Raw genomic sequence first — 24,918 nt, 5'->3', positions numbered from 1 at the left:
CGGGCTGACGCTCGGCGCCAGCCGGCCTCGGCACGAAGCTCAGGAATGAGCTGTGCCACAGGGGTTTGCGTGCGGGTCTTGCAAGAGTTGCAATGGGGCCAGATTCACGAAACTACGTGGAGCCCTCCGCTCGATTCCCCACTGTACCACCACGGACGTCGACCGCGAGCAGGAGCGCTTCCCACGGGGTGTCGGTCACCTGATCGGCCAGTTCGACGGCATCCTGTCGGCTACCGGGACCGTCGGCGAGCACGAGCACACTGGGACCTGCCCCCGAGACGACCGCGGCGAATCCCGCGGCGCGCAGTGCCTGCACCAGACGCTGCGTCTCGGGCATCGCTCCGGCGCGGTAGTCCTGGTGGAGTCGATCGGCCGTCGCGTCGAGGAGCAGTTCGGGGCTCTGCATGAGTGCGGCGATCAACAGGGCGGATCGGGAGACGTTGAAGATCGCGTCCGCCGTGGAGACCTGCGGCGGCTGGAGCGAACGCGCCTGCGAGGTCGACATCGTGTAGGCGGGGACGAGCACGAGCGGCGAGACGCCGCGGTGCACGAGCAGCTTCTTGTGCTGTGGTCCGCGCTCCCCCACCCAGGCGATGGTCAGACCGCCGAAGAGTGCCGGGGCGACGTTGTCCGGGTGTCCTTCGAGCTCGGTGGCGAGACGGAGGAGATCGGCATCGCTGATCTCGACGTCGCCCTCGAGCAGTCCCTTCGCCGCGAGCACACCGGCCACGACGGCGGCGCCGGACGAACCGAGGCCCCGGCCGTGCGGCACGCCGTTCTCCGCGATGATCCGCAGCCCGGGGACGGGCCGACCGGCGTCGGCGAAGACGTGCGCGATCGTGCGCACGATCAGGTTCGAGTCATCGCGCGGGATGTCGGCGGCGCCGGTGCCCGACACCTCGATCTCGAGCTCCCCGGCCGAGAGCGCCGTCACCTGCAGCGTGTCGTAGATGCTGAGGGCAAGACCCAGTGTGTCGAACCCGGGGCCGAGGTTGGCGCTCGTGGCGGGGACGCGCACCTCGACGGTGCGCCTCTCGAGGGAGGCGGACTCCGGCGTCATCGTCACTCGCCTTCCACGCGGAGCACGGAGACGACACGCTCGACGACCGAGCTGCCGGCGAGAGCGTCGACCGTCGCACTGAGCGCCTGTTCGCTCGCACGGTGCGTGCCGATGATGAGACGCGCGGTCGGCTCATCCTCGCCCTCCACGGTCTGCACGACGGTTGCGACCGAGACTCCTCCGTCGCTCAACGTGCCGGCCACCGTGGCGAGCACGCCCGGCGCATCCGCGACCTCGAGGGTGATCTGGTAGCGCGTCGTGACGTGTCCGATCGGGACGACAGGCAGGTTCGCCCTGGTGGACTCGCCCACGCCGACGCCGCCCGCGATGTGACGACGAGCGGCCGACACGACGTCGCCCAGCACGGCGGATGCGGTCTGCACGCCACCGGCCCCAGCCCCGTAGAACATCAGGGACCCCGCGGCCTCCGCCTCGACGAACACCGCGTTGTTCGCGCCGTGCACGGTGGCCAGGGGGTGCGAGGTCGGGACGAGCGCCGGATACACCCGCACCGAGATCGACTCGGCGCCGTCGGCTTCGATGCGCTCGCACACCGCGAGCAGCTTGATCACGAAGCCGGCGGCACGCGCCTCCTCGATCATCGAGGCCGTGATCGACGAGATGCCCTCCCGGTAGACGGCATCCAGCGGCACCGCGGTGTGGAACGCGAGGCTCGCGAGGATCGCGGCCTTCTGTGCGGCGTCGTATCCCTCGACGTCGGCGGTCGGGTCGGCTTCCGCGTAACCCAGTCGCTGCGCGTCGGCGAGCACGTCGGCGAAGTCGGCGCCCTCGGTGTCCATCCGGTCGAGGATGTAGTTGGTCGTGCCGTTGACGATGCCCATGATGCGCACGACGCGGTCGCCGGCGAGCGAGTCCCGCAGGGGACGGATGATCGGGATCGCGCCCGCGGCCGCCGCCTCGTAGTAGACCGAGGCCCCGACGCGATCAGCCGCCTCGAAGAGCTCGGGACCGTGGGTCGCGAGCAGCGCCTTGTTGGCGGTCACGACGTCGGCACCGGAGCCGATCGCCTGCAGGATGCTGGTGCGCGCCGGTTCGATGCCGCCGATGAGCTCGATCACGATGTCCGAACCCAGGATGAGCGCCTCGGCATCCGTCGTGAACAGCTCCTTGGGCAGGTCGACGTCGCGCGGCGCGTCGACGTCGCGGACCGCGATCCCGGCGAGTTCCAGCTGTGCGCCGGCCCGATCGGCGAGTTCATCGCCGTGGCGCAGCAGCAGAGCTGCGACCTGCGAGCCGACCGCCCCTGCGCCCAGCAGTGCGACGCGAAGTCGTCGGTAGTCAGTCATCGTTGCTCCTTCGGAGTGGTTCGATCGTCTTCTTCTCGGGTGCGTGCCCCGTCGATGCCCGCGTCCCTGGCCAGCAGGTCGTCGATGGTCTCGCCTCGGACGATGACCCTCGAACGACCGTCGCGTACGGCGATCACGGGCGGGCGTGGAACATGGTTGTAGTTGCTCGAGAGCGCGGCGCAGTACGCGCCGGTCGCGGGAACGGCGAGCAGGTCGCCGGGGACGAGATCCGCGGGCAGGTACTCGTGGTCGACGACGATGTCGCCGGACTCGCAGTGCTTGCCGACGACGCGGCTGAGCTGCGGTGCGCCGCCGCCGACGCGCGAAGCGAGCCGTGCGGAGAACTGGGCCCCGTACAGCGCGGTACGGGCGTTGTCGCTCATGCCCCCGTCGACGCTGATGTACCGGCGGACCGCGCCCGATTCGATCGTCACGTCCTTGGTCGTGCCGACCTCGTACAGGGTGACGCCGGCCGTGCCCACGATCGCTCGACCCGGTTCGAACGACAGCGCGGGAACCGGGATGCCACGCGCGGCGCACCCCTCGGCGACCGCGGCCACGATCTCACCGGCCAGCGTCTCGATGGGCGTCGGGTCGTCGGAGCGCGTGTAGGCGATGCCGAAGCCGCCGCCGAGGTTGAGCTGGGGTACGGGGCCACCGTCGAGGAGCGCAGCATGCAGTTCGAGCACGCGGGACGCCGACTCGCGGAATCCGGCGACGCCGAAGATCTGAGACCCGATGTGGCAGTGCAGACCCGAGAACTCCAGGCCGGAGAGTTCCCGGATGCGCGCGACGGCCGCCTCGGCATCCGCCAGCGGGAATCCGAATTTCTGATCCTCGTGCGCGGTGGCGAGGAACTCGTGGGTCTCGGCGTGGACGCCGCTGATGACCCGGACCAGCACGCGCTGCACGGCTCCGGTGCGCGCCGTGATCGCAGCGAGTCGTTCGATCTCGATCGCACTGTCGACGATGATCGTGCCGACGCCGGCCACGACCGCTCGTTCGAGCTCGGCCGCCGACTTGTTGTTGCCGTGGAAGCCGAGCGATGCCGGCGCGACCCCCGCGGCGAGCGCCACCTCGAGCTCGCCTCCGGTGCACACATCGACGCGGAGTCCCTCGTCGACGACCCAGCGCGCCACAGTCGTGCTGAGGAAGGCCTTGCCCGCGTAGTACACCTGCGCGGTGGTGCCGTTCTCCGACGCCGCCCGGTCGAAGGCGAGGCGGAAGGCTCTGGCGCGGCCCCGTACCTCGTCCTCATCGAGCACGAGCAGCGGAGTGCCGTACGTGCGGGCGAGGTCTGCGGCGCTCACACCGGCGATGTCGAGCACTCCGTCGGCATCTCGCACCGCCGACGCCGGCCAGACTCCCGCTGCGAGATCATTGGCGTCTTCGGGCACGACGAGCCATTCCGGAGCAAGCGAATCGGCAGGGGGAAGCACGGAGCACCAATCGTCGGACGGATCTCGGGTCGTGGGACGGGTCTCGGGCGAGAGACGCACATCGAGATTCCCCCGATTCTATGGCACCGCCTGGAGGCTCTTCGTCATGGTGACGCCCGGCGTCAAGCCCCTGCGGAGGTTCCGTGGGGGCTCATAGGGTGGGGCTGTGATGAACTCCGAATCGTCGTCCGAGACCCCGAAGCAACCGGGACTCGTCGCCCGAGTCAGCCAGGGCGTCATCGCCTGGGCGCTGCGTCGGCGCCTGGTTCGCGCCGCGCTGCTGTACTCCGAGCGCCGAGGCCCGATGCTCGCCGACAGCGTCACCTATCGCGCACTCTTCAGCGTGTTCGCCGGCGTGCTGCTCGGCTTCTCGATCGCCGCGCTGTGGCTCGCGGGCAACCCGGCGGCGTGGCAGGCGATCATCGACGCCGTGCAGTCGGTCGTCCCGGGACTCATCGGCGAGGACGGCGTGATCAAGACGACCGACCTCGATCAGCCGGCGTCGCTGTCGATCGCCGGGATCATCTCACTCGTCGCGCTGGTGGGTGCGGCCCTGGGAGCCATCGGATCGCTGCGCACGGCCGTGCGGGTGATCGCCGGCACGACCCACGACGACATCCTCTGGATCTGGGTGATCGTCCGCAACCTGTGCCTGGCGCTCGGCATCGGCGTCTCCTTCGTCCTCGCCGCCTTCCTCACCTTCGCCGGGCAGCTTGGCGTTTCCTGGGTGAGCGGTCTGCTCGGGCTTCCGGCGGACTCGCCGCTCGTGAGCTGGAGCGTGGGCCTGGTGTCACTGCTCGTCGTGTTCGCGCTCGACACCGTGCTGATCGTTGCGATCTTCCGCCTCTTGTCCGGTGTGCGCCCGGCCCGCCGCTCGCTGTGGGGCGGGGCGCTGCTGGGCGCGTTCGGTCTCGTCGTCCTCCAGCAGCTGTCGAGCATGTTCGTCGGCGGGGCGACGAGCAACCCGCTCCTCGCGTCTTTCGCGTCGCTCCTGGCGCTCCTGATCTGGCTCAACTTCTCCACACAGGTGATGCTCATCGCCTGCGCCTTCATCGTCACCACCGAGGAGGAGCGAACAGACCGGGTGCACCAGCGCTTCGGCGCCTCCACGTTCCCGCAGCGCCGCGTTCAGCGCGCCGAGGTCGAGGTGCGGATCGCGACCGCCGAACTGCGCGCGGCACAGAAGGCGGTATCGGGCGAGGACAAGCCGTCCTGACCTGAAGCCCGGTTCCCCTCCCGTTGTGACCGATATTGATATATTGGTCACAACGAGGGGAAGACCATGGAACTGCGGCACGCGAGCGCGACAGTGATGGGCACCGAGATCGCTTATCGCGAGTGGCTGCCCAGCGAAACCGCCGGTTCCGACGTGCTCCTCCTGCATGGAGGCGGTGCCGACAGCGCCGAACTCTCCTGGGGTGAGGTCGGGCCTGCCCTCGCGGTGGCCGGGCACCGCGTGATCGCACCGGACCACCCGGGATTCGGTCTGAGTCCGCGCGCGGTGTGGCCACTGACGCAGGAGCGACTCGTCGCCTATATCGGCGAACTGGTCTCCGTGCTCGACCTCGACGACTATGTGATCGGCGGCCTCTCGCTCGGAGGCGGGATGACTCTCGGCCACCTGCTCGACCAGCCCGACCGAGCGAAAGGCGCGATCCTCCTCGGATGCTACGGCGTGATGCCACGGCTGGCCGACGGCCCTCTCGGCCTCGCCACGCACCTCGCCAGCTTCCTCCTGCTGCGCACCGGGCTGCTGTCCGCGATGACCAGGTCGTACGCGCGCAACCCCCGCACGATGGAGCGCGGTCTGCGCGATCTCGTCCGCACCCCGGCCGCGCGCACACCCGCGCTGGTCGACGCGGTGCTCGCCGAGGCAGCATCCGGCACGGGCATGGCCGTCTTCGGCGAATGGCAACGCGACCAGGTGCTCTGGAATCGGCTGCGCACTGTCTACTCGGACCAGCTGGACTCGATACGCACACCGACGCTGCTCGTGCACGGCGACAGCGACAGCGGAGTCCCGCACGCCCGCATCGCGACCGCAGCAGACGCACTCCCCCGCGGCGAGCTGTTCACCGTCCCCGGCGCCGGACACTGGGTCCAGCGCGACCGCCCCGATCTCGTCATCCCGGCGATGCTCGCCCACCTGAGGAGGGTCGACGGTGCCTCGACCACTGATTCCGAATAGGCGGGAACGCATCCTCGATGCGGCGGAGGAGCTCGTGCTCGCGCGCGGATTCGAGGCGATGAGCGTCGCGGAGATCGCGAACGGCGCCGGGATAGCGAAAGGTGCGGTCTACCGGGAGTTCGTCGGCAAGCGGGACATTCTCGATGCCCTTTTGCAGCGCGGGAACGCCCGTCTGGCGGAACGCGTGCGGAGCGAGGTCGGCGAGTACCCCCGGCTGAGCGTCGCCTACCGCGCCTCGACCAGGGCGCTGCTCGATGATCCGCTGATGACGGCCGCGTTCCTCGACGATCGCGGCGTTCTCGGCGGCCACGTCGCCGGAGAGACGGAAGGGCGGTACCGTGCGCGGCACCTCGAGGTCATCGTGTGGCTGCGCGAGCTGCAGGCCCGGGGAGAGCTGCAGGCACAGGTCGACCCCGAGGCTCTCGCTGTGGCGCTCTCGAGCACCACGATCGGGCTGCTCTCGGCAGCCCGCCTGATCGGCCCGTTCTCGGCGGAGCAACTCGAGCGCGCGATCGACACTGTCGGCCGCATGGCTGCCTCGTTCGAGACGAGCTGACCGCGTCCCTACTCCCTCACGGGCGCGGGCAGACGCCCTTCTCGAGAAGCGACTCGTCGGTGGCGATCGCACCGTTCACGTCGATGTCGATCACCGCTTCACTGCCCACGATCTCGAGGCTGGTGAGCGTGAGTCCGGCGGGGAGCTGATCCGCGATGCATACGCGCTGCGGCTTCGTGAGGTCTTCGCCGACCGAGCCCAGCATCCCGCCGACCCCGTCGACATCGACATCGAGTCCGCCGATGCTCAGCGACACCGGCGTGAGTTCCAGATCGCCGTCGACGGCACCGGGGGTGAGCGTCACCGAGATCGGGACGGCAGTCCCGAACACCGTGAACGAACCGCCGAGTGTGGCGTTCGGCGCTTCGAAGGCGACGCTCTCCACCGGCAGGTCCGTGCCCGCGAGCAACGTCGTGAACTGGGCCTGGTCGATACGGATCGTTCCCGACGCACCGCCGAGGTCGCCACCGCGCAGCGGGATGCCCGTCGCCGTGACGTCGGCAGCCCCGGTCACGCCCTCCAGGGTCACGGCATCCGTCGACAGATGCAGCGTGTCCAGGCGGCCGCCGATGAGCTGCGGGAGCAGGATGCCCTCCGCCTCGACGTCGAGCTGCTGGTCGGCCGGCAGGTCGAGTTGGTCGATCACGAGCGACCTCACCGTACCGGGCAGGATCGATCGCGCGATGAACTCGGCGGCGACGACCAGCCCGGCGAGCAGGATCACCAGGATCAGCAGCACCCACGGCCACCGGCGACGACGACGCTTCGGCCGCGCGGCGTCCGCTCCTTCGCCAGTGCCGGAGCCGGGGATCACGAGCGTCGGATGCTCGGTGGAAGCCTCCGGATACGGCACAGTGTGGTTGTCGTCGCTCATGCTGCCATCCTGCCCTACCGGCCGGCGGCGCCGACGATGCTACTTGCGCTCGGGAGCCGAGACACCGAGCAGGTCGAGGCCGTTGCGGAGTACCTGACCCGTCGCGTCGTTCAGCCACAGTCGCGTGCGGTGCACGGGCTCGACGGGATCGTCACCCAGCGGGATGACACGGCACTTGGCATACCAGCCGTGATACAGACCCGCGAGCTCCTCGAGGTAACGGGCGATGCGATGCGGCTCGCGCGTCTCAGCGGCGAAGGCGACGATCCGCGGGAACTCCTGCAGCGCTCCGAGCAATGCGGCCTCGGTCTCGTGCGTCAGGGTCTCCGGCGCGAACTCGGACCGGTCGACGCCGGAGTCTGCGGCGTTGCGGGCCACGTTGTGCGTGCGGGCGTGGGCGTACTGCACGTAGTGCACCGGGTTGTCGTTGTCGCTCTTCTGCAGCAGCTCGGGGTCGAGTGCGAGCGGCGAATCGGCCGGCGAACGCTCCAGCGAATACCGCAGCGCGTCGGTGCCGAGCCATTCCCGCAGATCGTCCATCTCGATGATGTTGCCGGCGCGCTTGCTCAGGCGGGCACCACCCACAGAGACGAGCTGACCGATGAGCACCTCGACATCCTTCTCGGGGTCGTCGCCGGCGGCTCCGGCGAGCGCCTTCAAACGGTGCACGTAGCCGTGGTGGTCGGCGCCGAGCAGGTAGATCTTGTGCGCGAAGCCGCGGTCGCCCTTGTTCAGGTAGTACGCGGCGTCGGCAGCGAAGTAGGTGTACTCGCCGTTGGAGCGACGGATCACGCGATCCTTGTCGTCGCCGAAGTCGGTGGTGCGCACCCACACGGCGTCGTCTTCGTCGAAGACGTGACCCTGCTCACGCAGACGATCGACCGCCTCGTCGACGAGGCTCACCCCGTCGGCGTTCTTCGCGTGCAGCGTGCGCTCGGAGAACCACACGTCGAAGTGCACGTTGAACTTCGCCAGCGACTCCTGCTGCTCGGCCAGCTGGTAGTCGTAGCCGAGCTCGCGGGCGACGATCACCTGTTCGTCGTCGGGCAGCTCGAGGAGATCGGGACGAGCCGCCAGCACCCGGGCGGCGAGATCGTTGATGTAGGCGCCGGCATATCCGCCTTCGGGCGTTGGTTTACCCTTGGCTGCAGCCACGATCGAATGAGCGAATCGCTCCATCTGCGCGCCGGCGTCGTTGATGTAGAACTCGCGCGCGACCGTCGCGCCGGATGCAGCGAGCACCCGCCCGATCGCATCGCCGAGCGCCGCCCAACGGGTGTGTCCGATGTGCAGCGGGCCGGTCGGGTTCGCGCTGACGAACTCGATGTTGATGCTGCGCCCGGACTGGGTGTCGTTCGTGCCGTAGGCCGCGCCGGCATCGACGATCGTCTTCGCGAGTGCGCCGGCAGCGGCGGCATCCAGGCGGATGTTGATGAATCCGGGCCCGGCGACCTCTGCGCTCGCCACGCCCTCGACGCCGGCGAGGCCGTCGGCGATCTGCTGCGCGAGCTCCCGCGGGTTCGCACCGAATGACTTCGCCAGGCGCATCGCGATGTTGGAGGCCCAGTCGCCGTGGTCGCGGTTGCGCGGACGCTCGAAGACGATGTCAGATGCTGCAAGCCCGAGCGGCTCGCCGGGACGTCGTTCCTCGGCGATCGGGGCGAGGACGGCGAGGAGGGCTTCGGCAAGCTTTTCAGGGTTCATAGCCTTCCCAGTTTACGGGCCGCGATCACCCTGTCCGACGACCGGACGGCGCGTGGAATTCGTATTTGGGTTCCGGTGATCTACTCTCATGCAATGCACGCCTCCGCCGCCCGACGCCGACTGCGCACCGCGGGAATCGCCATCGCGCTGCTCCTCGCCGTCGCGGCAGGCGTACTCGGCGTGTGGCGACCGTGGACTCCGCTGACGACGACGGCCCCCGTCGGCGCCCCGATCGACGGCCAGGGAGGCGCTCCCGCCGTGATCGCTCCGGCACCCCTGACGCTTCCTGAGCACCCCACCGTGCTGGTGTTCGGAGACTCCTGGACCTATGGTTCTGCGGCGAACGTCCCCACCCTCGGGTATGCGTATGTCCTCGCCGATCTGCTGCACGGCGACACGATCGTCGACGGCGTCCGTGGCAGCGGCTATCTCAAGCCGGGAATCGACGGACCGACCTTCGGCGAGCGCATCGCACTACTCGACCCGGCGCTCCGTCCGAACCTCATCATCATCCAGGGGTCCATCAACGATCGGGCGCAGGGCGTGGCCGGATACCGCGAGGCTGTGACCGCAGCGTGGGATGCGCTCGCGGCGAAGTACCCCGAGGCCGTGATCGTCGTGCTCGGCCCCGCTCCACACGAACTGCCAGTGGGTACGGCGACCGCTCGCATCGACACCGACCTCTCCGAGCTGGCAGCCGCGCGCGGCTGGTGGTACATCTCCCCCATCGCTCTCGACTGGATCACCGACCAGAACTACCTCGCCGTCATCGACGTCGACCTCGGGCGCAAGCATCCGTCCACCGAGGGTCACCGCTACCTGGCCGAGAAGCTCGTCGGCGCGCTCGACGAGTTGCGCGGCGCTCCGGTCACCGAGGCCGGCGGTCGGAGACCACCCCCGACGAGTGATATCGTCGTTCGGTACGCCTCCGTAGCTCAGTGGATAGAGCGCCGGTTTCCGGTACCGTAGGTCGCAGGTTCGACTCCTGTCGGGGGCACGAAATCGCAGAAGGGGACCGTCCGCCAGGACGGTCCCCTTCTGCGATTTCCGAGAGCGGTTCGGATGTCGGAACGGGGGCTGTCTCATCCATTCGCGGCTCAATATCCCACACAGGTAAGTTGTGCACAACTCAACCGTGTGCAATTATTTACTCATGGCCGTGACCGATGAGATGGTGTGCTTCTCCCTGTACGCCGCTGCCCGGGCGACGACCCAGGCGTACCGCGCACTCCTCGCCCCCTGGGGGCTGACGTATCCGCAGTACCTGGTGCTCGCCGTCCTCTGGATAGAGGGCGATCAGACCATCGGCTCCCTCGGCGAAGCGATGCAGCTGGACTCCGGCACGCTCTCCCCCCTGGTGCGCCGCCTGGAGCAGGCGGATCTCGTCACGAAGACGCGCAGCACCGCCGACGAGCGCGTGGTGACCGTGCAGTTGACCGCCAAGGGGCAGGCGCTCCGCGCCGAGGTCGCCCCGATCCACACCCGGATCACCGAGCTCTCCGGCATCCGCGACGACGCCCACCGCCTCGATCTCATCTCCGAGCTGCAGGAAATCACCACGCGCCTGCAGCAGACCACCTCCCGCTGACACATCCCACAAGGAACGGAACACTCATGCGCGCACTCATCCACCCCACGTTCGGCACGCCCGAAGAGGTCCTCGCGGTCGAGGAACGGCCTGTCCCGGAGCCCGGGCGCGGCCAGGTGCGCCTGCGCATCGTGCTCTCCCCCATCCACAACCACGACCTCTGGACGGTGCGCGGCACCTACGGCTTCAAGCCCGAGCTGCCCGCCGCATCCGGCACCGAAGCGCTCGGCGTCGTCGATGCTCTCGGCGAGGGCGTCGAGCACCTGACCGTCGGCCAGCGCGTCGTCACAGGCGGTACGTTCGGTGTCTGGGCCGAGTACGTCGTCACGAATGCCGCCGGCCTCATCCCCGTGCCCGACTCGCTCCCCGACGAGAGCGCCGCCCAGCTCGTGTCGATGCCGTTCAGCACCGTCACCCTCCTGCAGTTCCTCGAGGTCGAGAAGGGCGACTGGATCGTCCAGAACGCCGCCAACGGCGCAGTCGGACGGATGCTGGCACAGCTCGGCTCCGCTCGCGGCATCAACGTTCTCGGGCTCGTTCGCCGCTCCGCCGGCGTCGAGGAACTGCGGGCACAGGGCATCGAGAATGTGATCGCCACCGATCAGGACGATTGGCGCGAGCAGGCCGAGGCGCTCACCGGCGGAGCGCCCGTCATGGCCGGGGTCGACTCGGTCGGCGGTGCCGCGGCCGGTCAGGTGCTGTCGCTCCTCGCCGAAGGTGGCACGCTGGTCGCCTTCGGTGCGATGGACTCCCCCACGATGGAGATCGCCTCCTCCGATGTGATCTTCAAGCAGGCGACCGTCAAGGGCTTCTGGGGCAGCAAGGTGATCCCCGCCCTCGACCCGGCCGACCGGAACGCCCTCTTCGGCGAGCTGTTCGAGCGCATCGGCGACGGCACCCTCACACTCCCGGTCGCGGGCGTCTTCGATGCCGCGGACATCGCCGACGCCGTGCGGGCGAGCGGCACCCCCGGGCGCGTGGGCAAGGTCCTCCTGCGGTTCTGAGTCACAGGGCTCGGATGTCGGTGGCCCGCGGCAGAGTGTCTCCATGGAGATCACACTCGCCCAACCCGCGGGCCTCGTCGTCAGTCCCGCCTTCAGTCATGTCGCCGTGGTGCCGCCCGGGGCGACCACGATCTACGTCGGCGGCCAGAACGGCGTCGACGCCACCGGAGCGATCGTCTCGGCCGATGCCGGCGAGCAGTCGGCCCGCGCCGTCGAGAACGCCCGAACAGCGCTGGAATCCGCCGGGGCCGGTCTCGACGACGTGATCAGTTGGACCGTGCTGATCCATCAAGACGCAGATCTGCGGGTGGCGTACGGCGCGGTCGCGGCGAAGCTCACCCGAGAAGGCGCACCACCCCTCGTGACGGCAGCGATCGTCCAGGGTCTCGGCGTTCCCGGTGCGTTGATCGAGGTCAGCGCCGTCGCCGCCGTCATCCGCGGCTGATTTTTTCGACCGGCGGCCCTGGGGTCAGATGCGACCGCGGACGGGTGTCCGCTCGGCCGTGTCGCCCTCCTCCGGCATCGCCATCTCGGCGCGCACGCCCAGCAGGCGCACCTCCCGCTCCGCGTCGAGCGTCGCCCCCAGCGCGACCGCCGCCTCGATGACGTCGTGGCGCTGCATCGACGGCGTCGCGAGCTTGCGACCGAACGTCTTGGTCTCGAACGGCGCGTACCGCACCTTCAGGTGCACGCGCACCACCGGCCGCCCCTCGGCGGCGCAGTCGTCGAACGCGTGTCCGGCGAGTTCGCGGATCGCGGCCTCGACTTCGGCGACCGTCGTGAGGTTCTGCTGGTAGGTGGTCTCCCGGCTGTGGCTGCGTGCGATCCACGGGGTGTCGTCGACCACGCTCGGCCCGAGCCCCGATCCGAGTCCGTGGTACCAGACACCCATCTTCGGACCGAACTCCCCCACGAGCTCCTGCTCCTCGGCGTCGGCGAGCTCGCGCACGGTCGCGATGCCGTGCTCCGCGAGCCGCTTCTGGACCTTCGCTCCCACGCCCCACAGATCACGGGTCGGCTTCTCCCCCATCACCTCGAACCAGTTGTCCTCTGTGAGCCGGAACATCCCGCGGGGCTTGCCGAACTCGGTGGCGATCTTGGCGCGCACCTTGTTGTCGCCGATGCCGACCGAACAGTGCAGCTGTGTCGCATCGAACACCGCCGCCTGCGCGTCGCCCGCCGTCTGCTCCGGATCGTCGGTCGTCACGCCGAGGAAGCACTCATCCCAGCCGACGACCTCCAGCACCACGCCGGGAAGGGCGCGCAGCGCGGCCATCACCTCGGCGGAAGCCGACTCGTACGCCTCATGGTCGACGGGGAGGAACACCGCATTCTCCGGCGCTTTCCGTGCGGCGATCTTGAGCGGCATACCGGAGCCGATGCCGAACTCCCTCGCCTCGTACGACGCCGTCGACACGACCGCGCGCTCGGTAGGATCGCCGCGGCCGCCCACGATCACCGGAAGCCCGGCGAGCTCGGGTCGGCGCAGCACCTCCACCGCGGCGATGAACTGATCCATGTCCACGTGCAGCACCCAGTCGGCCATGCAACGAGTGTGGCGGCTCGTGCGGCCGATGTCACCCCGTCAGGAGATCGCGACGCCGATCGCGGTGCCGACCACGGCCAGCAGCGGCAGCGTCCCCTGCATCACTGCGGCGCGGGTCTTCGACCGGTCCGACAGCACGAGCACGAGCGCAGCGGCCAGCATCGTCCCGGTCCCCGCGAACACCAGCGTCACACCGACGGTCTGCGCCCCGACGATCACGAGTCCGATGCCGAGGAGCGCCGTCAGAGCGAGGAACAGGTTGTAGAAACCCTGGTTGAAAGCGAGCTGCTTCATGGTGACGGCATCCGCCTCGCTGGCGACGCCGAAGATCTTCCTCGTCTCCGGCTCGGTCCACTTCAGCGACTCGAGCGCGAAGATGAAGACGTGGAAGGCCGCAGCAGCTGCGGCGAGGACGAGACCGACGATGAGCATGGGCTGATTCTCGCAGAAGAGTCGACTCAGAAATACGCGGCTCAGACGAGGAAGATCGGCAGCAGCCCCGGATTGTGTGCATGCACGAGCACGGCGAACACCACCGCGTCGAAGAGCAGATGCACGGTGACGACGTACGCGAGCGAGTGTGTGCGGAGGAAGATGAATCCCTGCAGCAGTGCGAACGGAATGGTGAGCAGCGGCCCCCATTCCCGGTACCCGAGCTCCCAGAGGAACGAGACGAACACGATCGCCTGCAGCAGATTGGCGACGACGTCGGGAAAATGACGGCGGAGCAGCGCGAAGACGGTGCAGATGAAGAACAGCTCGTCCCAGATGCCCACCGCGCCGACGCCGACGAACAGCCGGGCGATCAGGTCGGGCGTGTCCACGACCGGCCAGTTCTGATACACCCCGCTCGTGATGAAGTAGAACGGCAGGATGAGCCACCCCAGCACCAGCACGGCGACGAGCCATCCCCACTGCAGGCGCCCCCACCGGCGGTGCGTCCGCCACGGGAAGCTGATCGCACGATCCCGGTAGACGAAGCGCGAGATCACATAGGGCACGGCGACCGCGCCACCGAGCGCCAGGGTGAATCGCAGCATGGCCAGATTGTCGAGCTCGGCCGCCAGCGGAATGACACTGACGATCAGCATGCCGATCGCGATGAGCGACAGATCCCTCGTCAGCGAAGGATCGGATGCCGTCACCTTCTTCCGCTCGACGAGCCAGGCTGCACCGACGCCGAGCGCCAGCAGCGCCCATCCGAGCCACGGGATCTCCAGCACGAAGAAGGCAGGGGCTGCGGCGCAGACGAGGAGTGCGGGCGCGATCCCCGCTCGAAGCGAGGTGCCCTGGGTGGCCGAGGTCACGCGCGTGCCTTGCGGCGATAGACGAGGTCGCGGATGTCGCGGCCCTTCGCGATGCCCTTCCGCTCGAAAGCGGTCATCACCCGCCCATCGAAGCGCTCAGCCCACTCCCCCGCGAACGCGCGCTCGAACAGCGGTTCGGCGTCGAGAACCTCGCGCATCTGGAGCGCGTAGTCCTCCCAGTCGGTGGCGAGCCGCAGCAGCCCGCCGTCCTGAAGCGCACGCGCCGCGGTGTCGCCGAACCCTGCCCGCACGAGGCGCCGCTTGGTGTGCTTCTTCTTGTGCCACGGATCAGGGAAGAAGATCCATACCTCGCGCGCCGCAGCCTCCGGCAGGTACGACGACAGCACCTCCGGGGCATTCGCCTCGACGACGCGCAGATTGCCGGCGCCCTCGCGGTCGGCGTCGAGCATGGTCCGCGCGAGACCCGCGCGGAACACCTCGACGGCGAGGAAGTCGTCCTGCGGACGGGCGGATGCCGCGGCGACGATCGCATGACCCTGCCCAGAGCCGATCTCGACGTAGAGGTCGGCCGCGCGACCGTACTCGGTGGCCGGGTCCAGACGCGCCTCGGGGTGCACGGACGTCCACGCGACGTCCCGGGGCACATCGAGCAGATAGTGCGGCGCGAGGTCGATGAAGGCGCGGTCCTGCGCCTCGGACATCCGTCCGCTCCGGCGCACGAAGGACACCGGCTCATCACGGAAAGTACGGGGTTCGGGCATGCTTCCAGGGTAGTCGCCGGGGCTCGAGGCTCCGGCGCTCAGCGGGCGGGCTCCGTCACGAAGTCGATGAGCTCCTCGACGCGGCCGAGCAGCGCCGGCTCCAGGTCGCGGTAGGTGGTGACCTTGGAGAGGATGTGCTGCCAGGCGCGCCCGGTGTCGCCCTGCGTCTCGTGCGGCCAGCCGAACGCCCGGCAGATACCCGTCTTCCAGTCGGTGCCCCGCGGAATCTCGGGCCACTTGGCGATGCCCAGGGCGCGCGGCGTCACGCACTGCCAGACGTCGACGAACGGGTGACCGACGATGCGGAGATGGCGGCCGTGCGGTCCGCGAGCGGCGGCATCCGCCATCCGTGTCTCCTTGGACCCGGGTACGAGGTGATCGACGAGCACGCCGTAGCGGCGGCTCGCGCTGGGCGGCTCTGCGGCGAGAAGCTCATCGAGGAGATCGATGCCCTGCAGGAACTCGACGACGACGCCTTCGACCCGCAGGTCGGCGCCCCACACCTTCTCCACGAGCTCCGCATCGTGCTTGCCCTCGACGAGGATGCGGCTGGGCAGTGCGACCCTGGCACGCTGATCGGCCGCGACGAATGACCCGGATGCTGTGCGCCGAGGACCCTGCTCCTTGGCGGCCGGAACCACGAGACGCACCGGAGCGCCATCGATCAGGAAGCCGCCGCCGAGCGGGAAGAGACGCTTGCGCCCGAGGCGATCCTCGAGCTCGACGTTGCCGCCCTGCACACGGGTCACGGCGCCGCAGTAGCCGTCGTCGGCGACCTCCACGACGAGGTCTGTCTCGGCCGGCACCTGCGGCACCTTCTTCGCACCGCGCTCGCGCCAACCCGAGGCCAGCACGTCCGCTCCGTACCTGTCATCCATGCCATCCAGCGTATGTGTCTCCGCTGACGGCGAACGGAGATCGGGCGTCGGATGCTGTCGCGTGTCGGCCTCTGTGCATAGACTCGTCGCATGGGGCTCGGCTGCCGGTCGGAGGGAACAGCATGACGAAACGGTGGCTCACGCTGGCCGCGTTGACAGCGGCCGCCGTGGCAGGGGTGCTGTCTGCTTCCGCCGCCTCCGCGACCGATCCGCTCGACCTCGATACCGGGTACGTCACCGACGAGGCCGGGGTCTTGAGCAGTGGCCAGGAGGCCGAGGTCGAAGCTCGTCTCACCGAGCTGAGCGAGAAGTCGAACGCCGATCTGTTCGTCGTCCTCGTCGACGACTTCACGTCCCCCTCCGACAGCGCCGACTGGGCAGATGCCGTCGCGGACGACAACGGACTCGGCTCCGACCAGTACCTTCTCGCGATCGCCACCGAAGGTCGCACGTACTACATCTCGGCGGCACCCGACGGTCCCTTGAGTGACGGCAAGCTCGACGACATCGAAGACAAGATGGTGCCGCTCGCCTCCCAGGAGGACTGGGCGGGCGCGATCACCCTCGCCGCCGACGAGATCCAAGGAGACGGTGGCGCCGGCGCGCTGCGGGTGGCGCTGATCGTCGGTGCGGTCGTGGCCGCGGGCCTCGTGATCTGGCTGATCGTCGCGCTCGTCCGGCGCTCCCGGCGGAACGCCGAGGTCCGCAGGCGCGGCGCCATGCCGGAGAAGCCAGACCCGAACGATCCGTTCTCCACCCTCACCGACGAGCAGGTCGAGACGCAGGCCGGTGTCGCGCTCGTCCAGGCCGACGACGCCATCACCTCCAGCAAGGAGGAACTCGGATTCGCTGTCGCCCAGTTCGGCGAGGGAGCGACAGCGGAGTTCACGACAGCGGTCGACGCCGCGAAGGCCAAGATGTCCGAGGCGTTCGACCTCAAGCAGAAGCTCGACGACGAGATCGAGGACACGATCCACGATCGCCGCGCCTGGCACATCCGCATCATCCAGCTCGCCGACGAGATCGACGACGTGCTCGACGACAACACCGAGGCGTTCGACGCATTGCGCAAGCTCGAGCAGAATGCGCCGCAGGAGCTCGAGCGGGTCCGTGGCGAGCGGGCAGCACTCGCTCCCGTCCTCGCCGCCGCCGGCCCCGCACTGGCAACGCTCTCCGGGGTGTACGACGCGTCAGCTCTCAGCACGGTGGCGGACAACCCCACCCAGGCCCAGGAGCGCGCCGCACTCGCGGACCGTTCGTTCGAGGCGGCTACGCAGGCGATCGCGGCGGGCCGGTCCGGCGAAGCCGCGTTCGCCATCCGCACCGCCGAGCAGGCGGTCGGCCAGGCCGCGCAGCTCGCCCAGGCGATCACCTCGCTCAGCACCGAGCTGCAGGCGATGGAAGCCCAGGCGCAGGCGCTCATCACCGAGCTCCAGTCCGATCTGACGGCCGCTCAGCAGCTCCCCGATGCCGATGGGTCGATCGCCGCCGCAGCATCCGCGACCAGCCAGCAGATCCAGGTGGCCCAGACGAGTCTGGCCAGTGCGCCGCGCAGCCCGCAGCGCGCAATCGAGGCTCTGACCGCCGCAAACGCGCAGATCGACGCCGCGATCGCTCAGGGGCGCGAGACCGTGGATCGGGCGCGCCGCGCGCAGCAGATGCTCGACCAGGCCCTGGCGCAGGCGAGTTCGGAGATCCGCGCCACCCGCGAGTTCATCGAGACCCGTCGCGGCACGGTCGGCTCGACGGCGCGCACCAGACTCGCCGCGGCCGAGGCGAGCCTGGCCCAGGCCCAGAGCCTGCAGGCGACCGATACCAACGCGGCTCTCGCCGAAGCGAATCGCGCGATCGAGCTCGTGCGGCAGGCGACGTACGCAGCGCAGTCCGACGTGCAGTCGTACAACAGCCAGAACAGCTATCAGGATGACAACTGGGGCGGATTGTTCGGCGGCGGCGGCTCGAGCTCGCGATCGAGCGGGTCCGGGATCGGCGGCGACATCCTCGGAGGGATCATCGGCGGTCTCCTCTCCGGCGGCGGAGGTGGCGGGAGCTCCTCCCGCGGCAGCGGAGGCTATCGCAGCTCCGGTTTCGGCGGCGGCTCCCGCAGCAGTTCGCGGAGCAGTTCACGCAGCAGCTCCCGGAGCAGCAGCGGCCGCAGCGGACGATCCGGAGGTAGGCGCTTCTGATCCGTTCATCCACACAGACGCACAGTTCTCGACTCCGCCCCTCTGAAAGGAACAACGCATGACCAAGCAGTCCATCTTCGGACGTATCTCGACCCTCGTCCGCGCGAACATCAACTCGCTGCTGGACTCTGCGGAAGACCCGCAGAAGATGATCGACCAGCTCGTTCGCGACTACACCAACAGCATCGCCGACGCCGAGTCCGCGATCGCCGAGACGATCGGAAACCTCCGCCTCCTCGAGCGCGACCACGAGGAAGACGTCCAGGCCGCCACCGAGTGGGGCAACAAGGCCCTCGCGGCGAGCCGCAAGGCCGACGAGATGCGCACCTCGGGCAGCGCGGCCGACGCCGACAAGTTCGACAGCCTCGCCAAGATCGCCCTCCAGCGTCAGATCAGCGCGGAGCGCGAAGCCACCGGCGCCGAGCCCCAGATCGCCTCTCAGACCGAGATCGTCGACAAGCTCAAGAGCGGCCTCAACGGCATGAAGGACAAGCTCGGCGAGCTGAAGAACAAGCGCAGCGAACTCCTCGCCCGCGCCAAGGTCGCCGAGGCGCAGACCAAGGTGCAGGATGCTGTCGGGTCGATCAACGTGCTCGACCCCACCAGCGAGCTGGGCCGGTTCGAGGACAAGGTCCGCCGCCAGGAGGCACTCGCCCAGGGCAAGATGGAGCTCGCGGCCTCGAGCCTCGACGCCCAGTTCGAGAGCCTGGAAGACCTCGGCGAGCTGACCGAGGTCGAGGCCCGCCTCGCGGAGCTCAAGGCCGGCAGCACCGCACCGCGTCAGGCCATCGAAGGCTCCTGACACCCTTGCCGATGCCCCGGACCATTGCGTGTCCGGGGCATCGGCTATTTCTCTCCCGGAGGTGACCATGGTGCGATTCCTCGTCGTCCCGCAGTGGCAAGGCTCGCCCGCACCGCGCGCGATGCTTCTCGTCGATGGAGCGTCGGCCATCGCCGGCGACCTCCCTCGCGCCGCCACGACCGTTCTCGATGTGCCGGTCGAAGCGGGTGAGTCCCTGGGCACCGGCGTCCGCCGCTTGAGCGCACTGCTGCGCACGCGCGAGCTTCTCAGCGATCAGCTGGCGAGCGATACCGTCGTGATCGGCGGAGACTGCAGCGTCACCGTCGCCGCACTCGCGGCGCTTCCCGGCGGGACCGATGACCTCGCCGTGGTGTGGTGCGACGCCCATGCCGACATGCACACGCCCGAGAGTTCGCCGTCGGGTGCATTCTCCGGAATGGCGCTGCGAGCCGTGCTCGGCGAGGGCGAGGAGCAGCTCGTGCTCTCCCCCGGGATCCCGCGTGAGCGCATCGTGACGGTCGGCATGCGCGATCTCGACGACGCCGAGGTCGAGCTGCTCGACCCGCTGACACAGCTCTCGGTCGCCGATATCGACGACGCGGATGCTCTCGTCGAGGCCGTGCGCGCCACCGGGGCGTCCCGGGTCTGGGTGCACATCGACGTCGACGTGCTCGATCCGTCGGACTTCGCCGGTGTCTCGTCCGCCGCGCCGTTCGGCGTCTCGCCGTCGCGGCTGAGTGCCGCGATCCGGCGTCTGCGCGACGAGATCCCGCTGGCCGGCGCCACGATCTCCGGCTTCGCACCCCGCTCTCCCGCCGACGCCGTCGATGACCTCGGTTCTCTCCTCCGGCTCGTCGGAGCAGTCGCATGACCGCGGACTGGCGTCCGGCCGCCGACGAGGCGCTCGCCCGCGGGCGTCGTTTCGATCGCCGGATCCCGTCGTTCCTGCTCCGTTCGCCGATCAGCAGGGTCGGCTACTGGTGGGGCACCGCTGTCGGCTGGCTGTGGGGTTCGGTCTGGAGCACCGGTCCGGTCGAGCGACGTGCCGGACTGTGGGTCTTCCAGGGGATGCCCGAGTGGACGTTCAACCGCGGCGGCGTCTGCGTGGGCGGCTGCTTCCTGACGGGCGACTCCCGACCGACCGACGCCGTGCTGCGCCACGAAGCGGTGCACAAGCAGCAATGGCTCCGCTACGGCATCCTGCTGCCGGTGCTCTACCTGTTCGCCGGACGCGACCCGCTGCACAATCGTTTCGAGATCGAAGCGGGCCTGGAGGACGGCAACTACGTGCGCCGCTCCCGCTGACGGATCAGCGGTCAGCGGGCGTCAGCGGTCTGCGGGTCAGCGGTCTGCGGGGAGCAGACCGAAGCGCTCGGGAGCGTAGATGAGGGCCGCGTCGATGTCGAGCGCGTTCGTCAGATGGTCGACGATGTCGGCGCTGCCGAGGTAGCCGCCGAGGAGCGTGACGTGCGTCTCGATCTCGTCGTCGCACATCATCTCGTCGGCCCACGCGCAGGTCGCGCGCGCCAGAGCCTGACCGGGCGCGCACGAGCGGCCGGATCCGGGTGCACCGGATCGCTGCCCACGGGCAAGCCACGTGACGGTCATGCGACCAGGCGCATCGATGATGCCGATGTCGGAGGCGTCGGGCACTTCGATGAAGATGCGCCCCGATGCGCACAGCGGCAGCGTGGCCAGGAAGATCTCGAGGTCGGCGAGCGAGTGCTCGTCGGCCGTCACCAGGTGGTGTGCACGGCGACGCGCAGCACGGCGCTCAGCGCGCGTGCCGCGGATCTCGAGGGAGGTGTTCATGGTGACTCCATGCTACACCAAGTGAAGGCTTGCCTAACCTTCCTCGACGAGGGCTTCCTTCAGCTGCGCAAGCTCCGCATCCGTCATTCCGTTGGCACGGAGGTATCCGGCCGCAGATCCCCATCGCTCGTCCACCTGCTCCAGCAGGCGCCGCATCACCGGCGCCGGTGACTGTGTCGCGAGGGCGACGGCGTGGATCGCCTCCGGATGCTGCGCCCGCAGGTAGGCGGCGATCCGCTGCGACCGCTGCGGAGGCAGCTGCGACTCGGTGAGAGCGTAGTCGGCGATCACGGCCTCCCGGTCGGCGCCGACCGCAGAGAGCGCGAGCGCGACCGTCACGCCGGTGCGGTCCTTGCCGACCGTGCAGTGCACGAGGGTCGACGCACCCGCGGCGATGATCCGGATGGCGTCGACCAGCCGCTCCCCACTCTCCTCGAGCAGATGCAGGTACAGGTCGTCGAGGCTCGTGTCTGCCTCGAAGAAGGACCGCACGGAGCCGAGGAACAGGGGAAGGTGCGTGGTGTCGGGGCCTTCGATCTCGGTGGGCTCGGCGGCGACCTCCTCGCCGTCGCGCAGGTCGACGATGTGCTGCACGCTCCCTCGGAGCGCAGTGACACCCGAGGTCGTCGCGCCGGACAGCTGGCCGGAGCGCAGCAGCACTCCGGAACGGATCCGCCCGCCTGCCGCGGGCATGCCCCCGACGTCACGGACGTTGTTGACGCCGTCGATGTCGAGGATCGTCATGCCTGCGCCTGGGCCTCGCGGGGCAGCACCGGGTAGCGGCCGGCGATCACGATGCGGTTGAAGGCGTTGATCGACACGCATGCCCAGCTCAGCGCGGCGTACTCCTTCTCGGTGAAGACGCTTCCGACGAGGTCGTACACCTCGTCGGAGACGCCGTCTTCGGAGATGAAGGTGAACGATTCGGCGAGTTCGAGCGCGGCGCGCTCACGGTCACTGAAGACGCCGCTCTCGCGCCAGACCGGGATCTGAGTGATCGTGTCCGCATCGATGCCCGCCTTGACGGCGCGATCGACGTGGATCCGGACGCAGTAGCTGCACCCGTTGAGCTGGGAGCAGTGGATCATCACGATCTCCTTGAGGCGATCGTCGATGCCGTTCGCGGCGCAGATCTCACCGACGGTCCGCGAGAATGCATCCAGTGCCTGGTATGCGGCGGGCTCGGTCTTGGACAGGTGCACACGCGTCTCGCTCATGAGTCCATGATATTCGTCGTCGCGTTGTGGAGCCTGAACCCGCGAGGCCACCCGGAAATGCGGATCGCACGCTCTGATCTCTTTTTTCATGACATTTGGACAAGATGTGACGGATTGAGTCTTGCCAAATCGCTCTCGCATTTCGCGCAACCTGCGCGCGAGGCGCAGAATATGCAGGTGACGATCGACATCACCGAGTTCAGCTATCTTCCCGCGCAGGCCGACGCTCTGTCCGTGCCTCTCCCTCCTGTGGAACGCATCTCACTGACGCTCGCGGACGGGCGCACCCTCAGCGCACTGCGTTTCGGCACGGATGCCCCGCGGGTCACCCTCCTCCACGGCGCCGGTCTCAACGCGCACACCTGGGACACCACGTCGCTCTCGCTCCAGCAACCGCTGCTGGCGATCGATCTCGCCGGCCACGGCGACTCGTCCTGGCGAACCGACGCCGACTACACCCCGCGCACCCTCGCGCGCGACGTCGCGGCAGCACTCGATGCCTGGACGTCGCAGCCGCAGGTCGTCGTCGGCCAATCGCTGGGCGGTCTGACCGGCGCGGCGCTGGCCGCCAGCCGGCCAGATCTCGTGGCCGAGCTCTTCGTCGTCGACATCACACCCGGCATCGACGTCAGCGCGGGCCCCGCCGCCCTCCGCGCGTTCTACGAGGGACCGACCGATTTCGCGACACGCGAGGAGCTCGTCGTCAAGGCGATGTCGCTGGGCTTCGGAGGCACCCGCCCCGAGACCGAGCGCGGCGTATTCCTCAACACTCGTGTCCGGGCCGACGGACGCATCGAGTGGAAGCACCACTTCGCCCACCTCGCGGCCCAGGCCCTCGCCGCTCATGATCCGGGATCGGCCGTGGCACCATCCGTGCTGCACGAGACCGGCTGGGACGACCTGGCAGCGGTCCAGGCACCCCTCACGCTGGTGCGCGCCGCACGCGGCTTCGTCAGCGAGCAGGATGCGGCGGAGCTGCAGCGCCGCGTTCCCGCCGCCCGCGTCGTGGAGATGGACGCGACCCACAACGTGCAGGAGACCGCACCTGCCGCCCTCGCCGCGCTCGTCGCGGCGCGAGTGGAGGCCGCGGCATCCGCCGGCAACGGAATGTGACGTTCCGTTCCACACCCGTCCCGCTACCCGCCACCCATCTCTAGGCTCATTCCAACGGCACACAGCAACTGCCGCACCGAGAGGATCCACCCCATGCTCCGACGCACCCGACGTCTCGCGCTGATCTCCGCGCTCGCGGCCACCGCCGTTGTCCTCAGCGCCTGCTCCGGCACCCCCGAGCAGGGGCCATCCGCGTCTCCGGGCAAGCCCGACCCCGACGCGACCCTGCACGTCGGCCTCGTGCTCGAGCCGAGCAACCTCGACATCCGGCACACGAGCGGTGCCGCGATCGAGCAGATCCTCGTCGACAACATCTATGAAGGACTCGTCACCCGCACGCAGGAGAACGAGATCGAGGGGCGGCTGGCTTCCGACTACGAGGTCTCCGACGACGGGCTGAGCTATACCTTCACTCTCAACGACGGCATCCTGTTCCACGATGGCACTGCTCTGACGTCGGCCGACGTGGTCGCCTCCTACGAGACGGTCCGCACGGATGCGACGGTGCAGGGCAATGCGGAGTTCGCCACTGTCGCGTCGGTCACCGCGCCGGACGCGACGACCGTCGAGATCACGCTCTCCGAGCCGAACCAGAACTTCCTCTTCGCGCTGACGGGTCCGGCCGGACTCGTGTTCAAGAAGGGCGACAAGACCGATCTGAAGACCGCTGAGAACGGCACCGGCCCGTTCACTCTCGAGCGGTGGAACAAGGGCAGCACGATCACGTTCGCCCGCAACGACGACTACTGGGGCGAGAAGGCGGGTGTCGCCGAGGTCGAGTTCCAGTACATCCCCGACTTCACCGCCGGAGTGAACGCGGCCATCGCGGGCGACGTCGATGTGCTCACGGCTGTCGACCCGAACCTCGCCTCCCAGCTCGAGGACGACTTCACGCTCACGAAGGGCCGCACCACCGACAAGGCGACGCTGGCGTTCAACAACAAGAAGGCTCCGCTCGACGACGTCCGCGTGCGCGAGGCGCTGCGCCTGGCGATCGACCACGACGCGCTGATCGAGGCTGTCGGAGCAGGCACCACGCTCTACGGCCCGATCCCGGAACTCGATCCCGGATACGAAGACCTGTCGGACGTCGTCTCGTACGACCCCGAGAAGGCCAAGGAGCTGCTCGCCGAAGCCGGCCAGGAAGACCTCGAGCTCACCCTGACCATCCCCACGTTCTACGGCACGACGGTTCCGAAGGTGCTGATCTCCGACTTCGAGAAGGTCGGCGTGACGCTGGAGGTCGACTCCGTCGAGTTCCCCGCCTGGCTGGAAGACGTGTACACGAATCACGACTACGACCTGAGCTTCGTGCTGCACGTCGAGCCGCGCGACTTCGGCAACTTCGCCAACCCGGACTACTACTTCGGCTACGACAACGCCGAGGTGCAGGACCTGTACGCCCAGGCGCAGGCCGAAGTCGACCCGGACAAGTCCGCGGAGCTGCTGGCGCAGGCCGCCCGTCTCGTCTCGGAGGACCACGCCGCCGACTGGCTGTACAACGGCGAGACCATCACGGCGGTCAGCCCGATCGTCGCAGGTTTCCCGGAGGACTCGATCAACTCCCGCATCAACCTCGCGGGCGTGACCGTCTCCGCGGAGAAGTAAGCAGCGG

The 24,918-nt window shown here is 68.9% G+C and carries 26 protein-coding genes and 1 tRNA gene; 14 read left to right on the top strand and 13 right to left on the bottom strand.

From position 1 onward, the window contains the following. Positions 1-112: 112 nt before the first annotated feature. From thrB to lysA, 3 genes are read right to left on the bottom strand one after another with little or no spacing between them, the layout of a single operon-like run. A complete protein-coding gene (gene thrB / locus V5D55_RS14125; protein WP_435744080.1) occupies positions 113-1,060 on the bottom strand; it encodes a homoserine kinase in 948 nt (315 codons plus the stop codon). Positions 1,061-1,062: 2 nt separating this feature from the next. After that, a complete protein-coding gene (locus tag V5D55_RS14120; protein WP_435744077.1) occupies positions 1,063-2,367 on the bottom strand; it encodes a homoserine dehydrogenase in 1,305 nt (434 codons plus the stop codon). After that, a complete protein-coding gene (lysA, locus tag V5D55_RS14115; RefSeq protein ID WP_435744075.1) occupies positions 2,364-3,806 on the bottom strand; it encodes a diaminopimelate decarboxylase in 1,443 nt (480 codons plus the stop codon). The genes V5D55_RS14120 and lysA overlap by 4 nt, the downstream gene beginning before the upstream one ends. A 169-nt stretch (positions 3,807-3,975) precedes the next feature. On the opposite strand from lysA, the gene V5D55_RS14110 reads away from it, so the two are divergent. The 3 genes from V5D55_RS14110 to V5D55_RS14100 all read left to right on the top strand — a co-directional run bounded on the left by V5D55_RS14110 (position 3,976) and on the right by V5D55_RS14100 (position 6,550). Further along, positions 3,976-5,022 (top strand): YihY/virulence factor BrkB family protein, encoded by a 1,047-nt coding sequence (locus tag V5D55_RS14110; RefSeq protein ID WP_435749313.1) that lies wholly within the window; start codon positions 3,976-3,978, stop codon positions 5,020-5,022. Positions 5,023-5,088: 66 nt separating this feature from the next. Then, positions 5,089-5,994, top strand: a complete 906-nt coding sequence (locus tag V5D55_RS14105) for an alpha/beta fold hydrolase (protein WP_435744073.1) — start codon at positions 5,089-5,091, stop codon at positions 5,992-5,994. Then, positions 5,969-6,550 (top strand): TetR/AcrR family transcriptional regulator, encoded by a 582-nt coding sequence (locus V5D55_RS14100; protein ID WP_435744071.1) that lies wholly within the window; start codon positions 5,969-5,971, stop codon positions 6,548-6,550. Before V5D55_RS14105 ends, V5D55_RS14100 begins: the two co-directional genes overlap by 26 nt. 16 nt (positions 6,551-6,566) lie before the next feature. Here V5D55_RS14100 and V5D55_RS14095 read toward each other — a convergent pair whose 3' ends face one another. Further along, entirely contained in the window at positions 6,567-7,424 is an 858-nt protein-coding gene (locus tag V5D55_RS14095) for an LmeA family phospholipid-binding protein (RefSeq protein WP_435744069.1), read from the bottom strand. Between the two features lie 39 nt (positions 7,425-7,463). Next, positions 7,464-9,128: an arginine--tRNA ligase gene (gene argS / locus V5D55_RS14090; protein ID WP_435744066.1), complete on the bottom strand. Its 1,665-nt coding sequence runs from the start codon at positions 9,126-9,128 to the stop codon at positions 7,464-7,466. 93 nt (positions 9,129-9,221) lie between these two features. On the opposite strand from argS, the gene V5D55_RS14085 reads away from it, so the two are divergent. From V5D55_RS14085 to V5D55_RS14065, 5 genes are all read left to right on the top strand, one after another. After that, positions 9,222-10,097 (top strand): SGNH/GDSL hydrolase family protein, encoded by an 876-nt coding sequence (locus tag V5D55_RS14085; RefSeq protein WP_435749312.1) that lies wholly within the window; start codon positions 9,222-9,224, stop codon positions 10,095-10,097. After that, positions 10,053-10,125: transfer RNA gene (locus tag V5D55_RS14080), tRNA-Arg, on the top strand. The genes V5D55_RS14085 and V5D55_RS14080 overlap by 45 nt, the downstream gene beginning before the upstream one ends. Positions 10,126-10,281: 156 nt before the next feature. Further along, on the top strand, positions 10,282-10,716 hold the full coding sequence (locus V5D55_RS14075) for a MarR family winged helix-turn-helix transcriptional regulator (protein WP_435744064.1): 435 nt from the start codon (positions 10,282-10,284) through the stop codon (positions 10,714-10,716). A gap of 26 nt (positions 10,717-10,742) precedes the next feature. Beyond that, positions 10,743-11,720: a zinc-binding dehydrogenase gene (locus V5D55_RS14070; RefSeq protein WP_435744061.1), complete on the top strand. Its 978-nt coding sequence runs from the start codon at positions 10,743-10,745 to the stop codon at positions 11,718-11,720. Between the two features lie 43 nt (positions 11,721-11,763). After that, on the top strand, positions 11,764-12,165 hold the full coding sequence (locus V5D55_RS14065) for a RidA family protein (RefSeq protein WP_435744059.1): 402 nt from the start codon (positions 11,764-11,766) through the stop codon (positions 12,163-12,165). Positions 12,166-12,189: 24 nt separating this feature from the next. Here the strand turns inward: V5D55_RS14065 and V5D55_RS14060 are convergent, their stop codons facing one another. Genes V5D55_RS14060 through V5D55_RS14040 form a run of 5 tightly spaced genes read right to left on the bottom strand, consistent with a single transcriptional unit; the run spans position 12,190 to position 16,173 of the window. Continuing rightward, positions 12,190-13,266 (bottom strand): DNA polymerase IV, encoded by a 1,077-nt coding sequence (locus tag V5D55_RS14060; protein ID WP_435744057.1) that lies wholly within the window; start codon positions 13,264-13,266, stop codon positions 12,190-12,192. A gap of 39 nt (positions 13,267-13,305) precedes the next feature. Beyond that, positions 13,306-13,698 carry a DUF1304 domain-containing protein gene (locus V5D55_RS14055; protein WP_435744055.1) on the bottom strand — a complete coding sequence of 131 codons (393 nt, stop codon included), beginning with the start codon at positions 13,696-13,698 and terminating at the stop codon, positions 13,306-13,308. Positions 13,699-13,739: 41 nt separating this feature from the next. Continuing rightward, complete coding sequence (locus tag V5D55_RS14050) at positions 13,740-14,573, bottom strand: CPBP family intramembrane glutamic endopeptidase (protein WP_435744053.1); 834 nt, start codon at positions 14,571-14,573, stop codon at positions 13,740-13,742. Further along, complete coding sequence (gene trmB, locus V5D55_RS14045) at positions 14,570-15,295, bottom strand: tRNA (guanosine(46)-N7)-methyltransferase TrmB (protein WP_435744051.1); 726 nt, start codon at positions 15,293-15,295, stop codon at positions 14,570-14,572. Before trmB ends, V5D55_RS14050 begins: the two co-directional genes overlap by 4 nt. Positions 15,296-15,333: 38 nt before the next feature. Continuing rightward, complete coding sequence (locus V5D55_RS14040; protein ID WP_435744049.1) at positions 15,334-16,173, bottom strand: DUF3097 domain-containing protein; 840 nt, start codon at positions 16,171-16,173, stop codon at positions 15,334-15,336. Between the two features lie 122 nt (positions 16,174-16,295). Here V5D55_RS14040 and V5D55_RS14035 point away from each other — a divergent pair, with 122 nt between their 5' ends. From V5D55_RS14035 to V5D55_RS14020, 4 genes are all read left to right on the top strand, one after another. Continuing rightward, positions 16,296-18,359, top strand: a complete 2,064-nt coding sequence (locus tag V5D55_RS14035; RefSeq protein WP_435744047.1) for a TPM domain-containing protein — start codon at positions 16,296-16,298, stop codon at positions 18,357-18,359. Positions 18,360-18,417: 58 nt separating this feature from the next. Further along, entirely contained in the window at positions 18,418-19,161 is a 744-nt protein-coding gene (locus V5D55_RS14030) for a PspA/IM30 family protein (protein WP_435744045.1), read from the top strand. Between the two features lie 67 nt (positions 19,162-19,228). Continuing rightward, positions 19,229-20,032 (top strand): arginase family protein, encoded by an 804-nt coding sequence (locus V5D55_RS14025; RefSeq protein ID WP_435749310.1) that lies wholly within the window; start codon positions 19,229-19,231, stop codon positions 20,030-20,032. Continuing rightward, the gene (locus V5D55_RS14020; RefSeq protein WP_435744042.1) at positions 20,029-20,466 is read left to right on the top strand and encodes a Fe-S oxidoreductase; all 438 of its coding nucleotides are present in this window, start codon (positions 20,029-20,031) and stop codon (positions 20,464-20,466) included. Before V5D55_RS14025 ends, V5D55_RS14020 begins: the two co-directional genes overlap by 4 nt. A gap of 36 nt (positions 20,467-20,502) precedes the next feature. On the opposite strand, the gene V5D55_RS14015 is transcribed toward V5D55_RS14020, so the two are convergent. Genes V5D55_RS14015 through V5D55_RS14005 form a run of 3 tightly spaced genes read right to left on the bottom strand, consistent with a single transcriptional unit; the run spans position 20,503 to position 22,190 of the window. Beyond that, the gene (locus V5D55_RS14015) at positions 20,503-20,973 is read right to left on the bottom strand and encodes an SIP domain-containing protein (RefSeq protein WP_435744039.1); all 471 of its coding nucleotides are present in this window, start codon (positions 20,971-20,973) and stop codon (positions 20,503-20,505) included. Positions 20,974-21,006: 33 nt separating this feature from the next. Further along, positions 21,007-21,717: a tyrosine-protein phosphatase gene (locus V5D55_RS14010; protein ID WP_435744036.1), complete on the bottom strand. Its 711-nt coding sequence runs from the start codon at positions 21,715-21,717 to the stop codon at positions 21,007-21,009. After that, entirely contained in the window at positions 21,714-22,190 is a 477-nt protein-coding gene (locus V5D55_RS14005) for a carboxymuconolactone decarboxylase family protein (RefSeq protein ID WP_435744034.1), read from the bottom strand. The genes V5D55_RS14010 and V5D55_RS14005 overlap by 4 nt, the downstream gene beginning before the upstream one ends. A gap of 171 nt (positions 22,191-22,361) precedes the next feature. Between V5D55_RS14005 and V5D55_RS14000 the strand changes: the two genes are divergently transcribed. Together V5D55_RS14000 and V5D55_RS13995 are read left to right on the top strand one after the other, a co-directional pair. Then, a complete protein-coding gene (locus tag V5D55_RS14000; RefSeq protein WP_435744032.1) occupies positions 22,362-23,303 on the top strand; it encodes an alpha/beta fold hydrolase in 942 nt (313 codons plus the stop codon). Between the two features lie 93 nt (positions 23,304-23,396). After that, a complete protein-coding gene (locus tag V5D55_RS13995) occupies positions 23,397-24,911 on the top strand; it encodes an ABC transporter substrate-binding protein (protein ID WP_435744029.1) in 1,515 nt (504 codons plus the stop codon). Positions 24,912-24,918 lie beyond the last annotated feature (7 nt).

This window comes from Microbacterium sp. PMB16, assembly GCF_051294855.1.
Classification (GTDB): Bacteria; Actinomycetota; Actinomycetes; order Actinomycetales; family Microbacteriaceae; genus Microbacterium.
The sequence above is the reverse complement of the archived record's forward strand: the minus strand, read 5'-3'. Positions and strand labels throughout refer to the sequence as shown.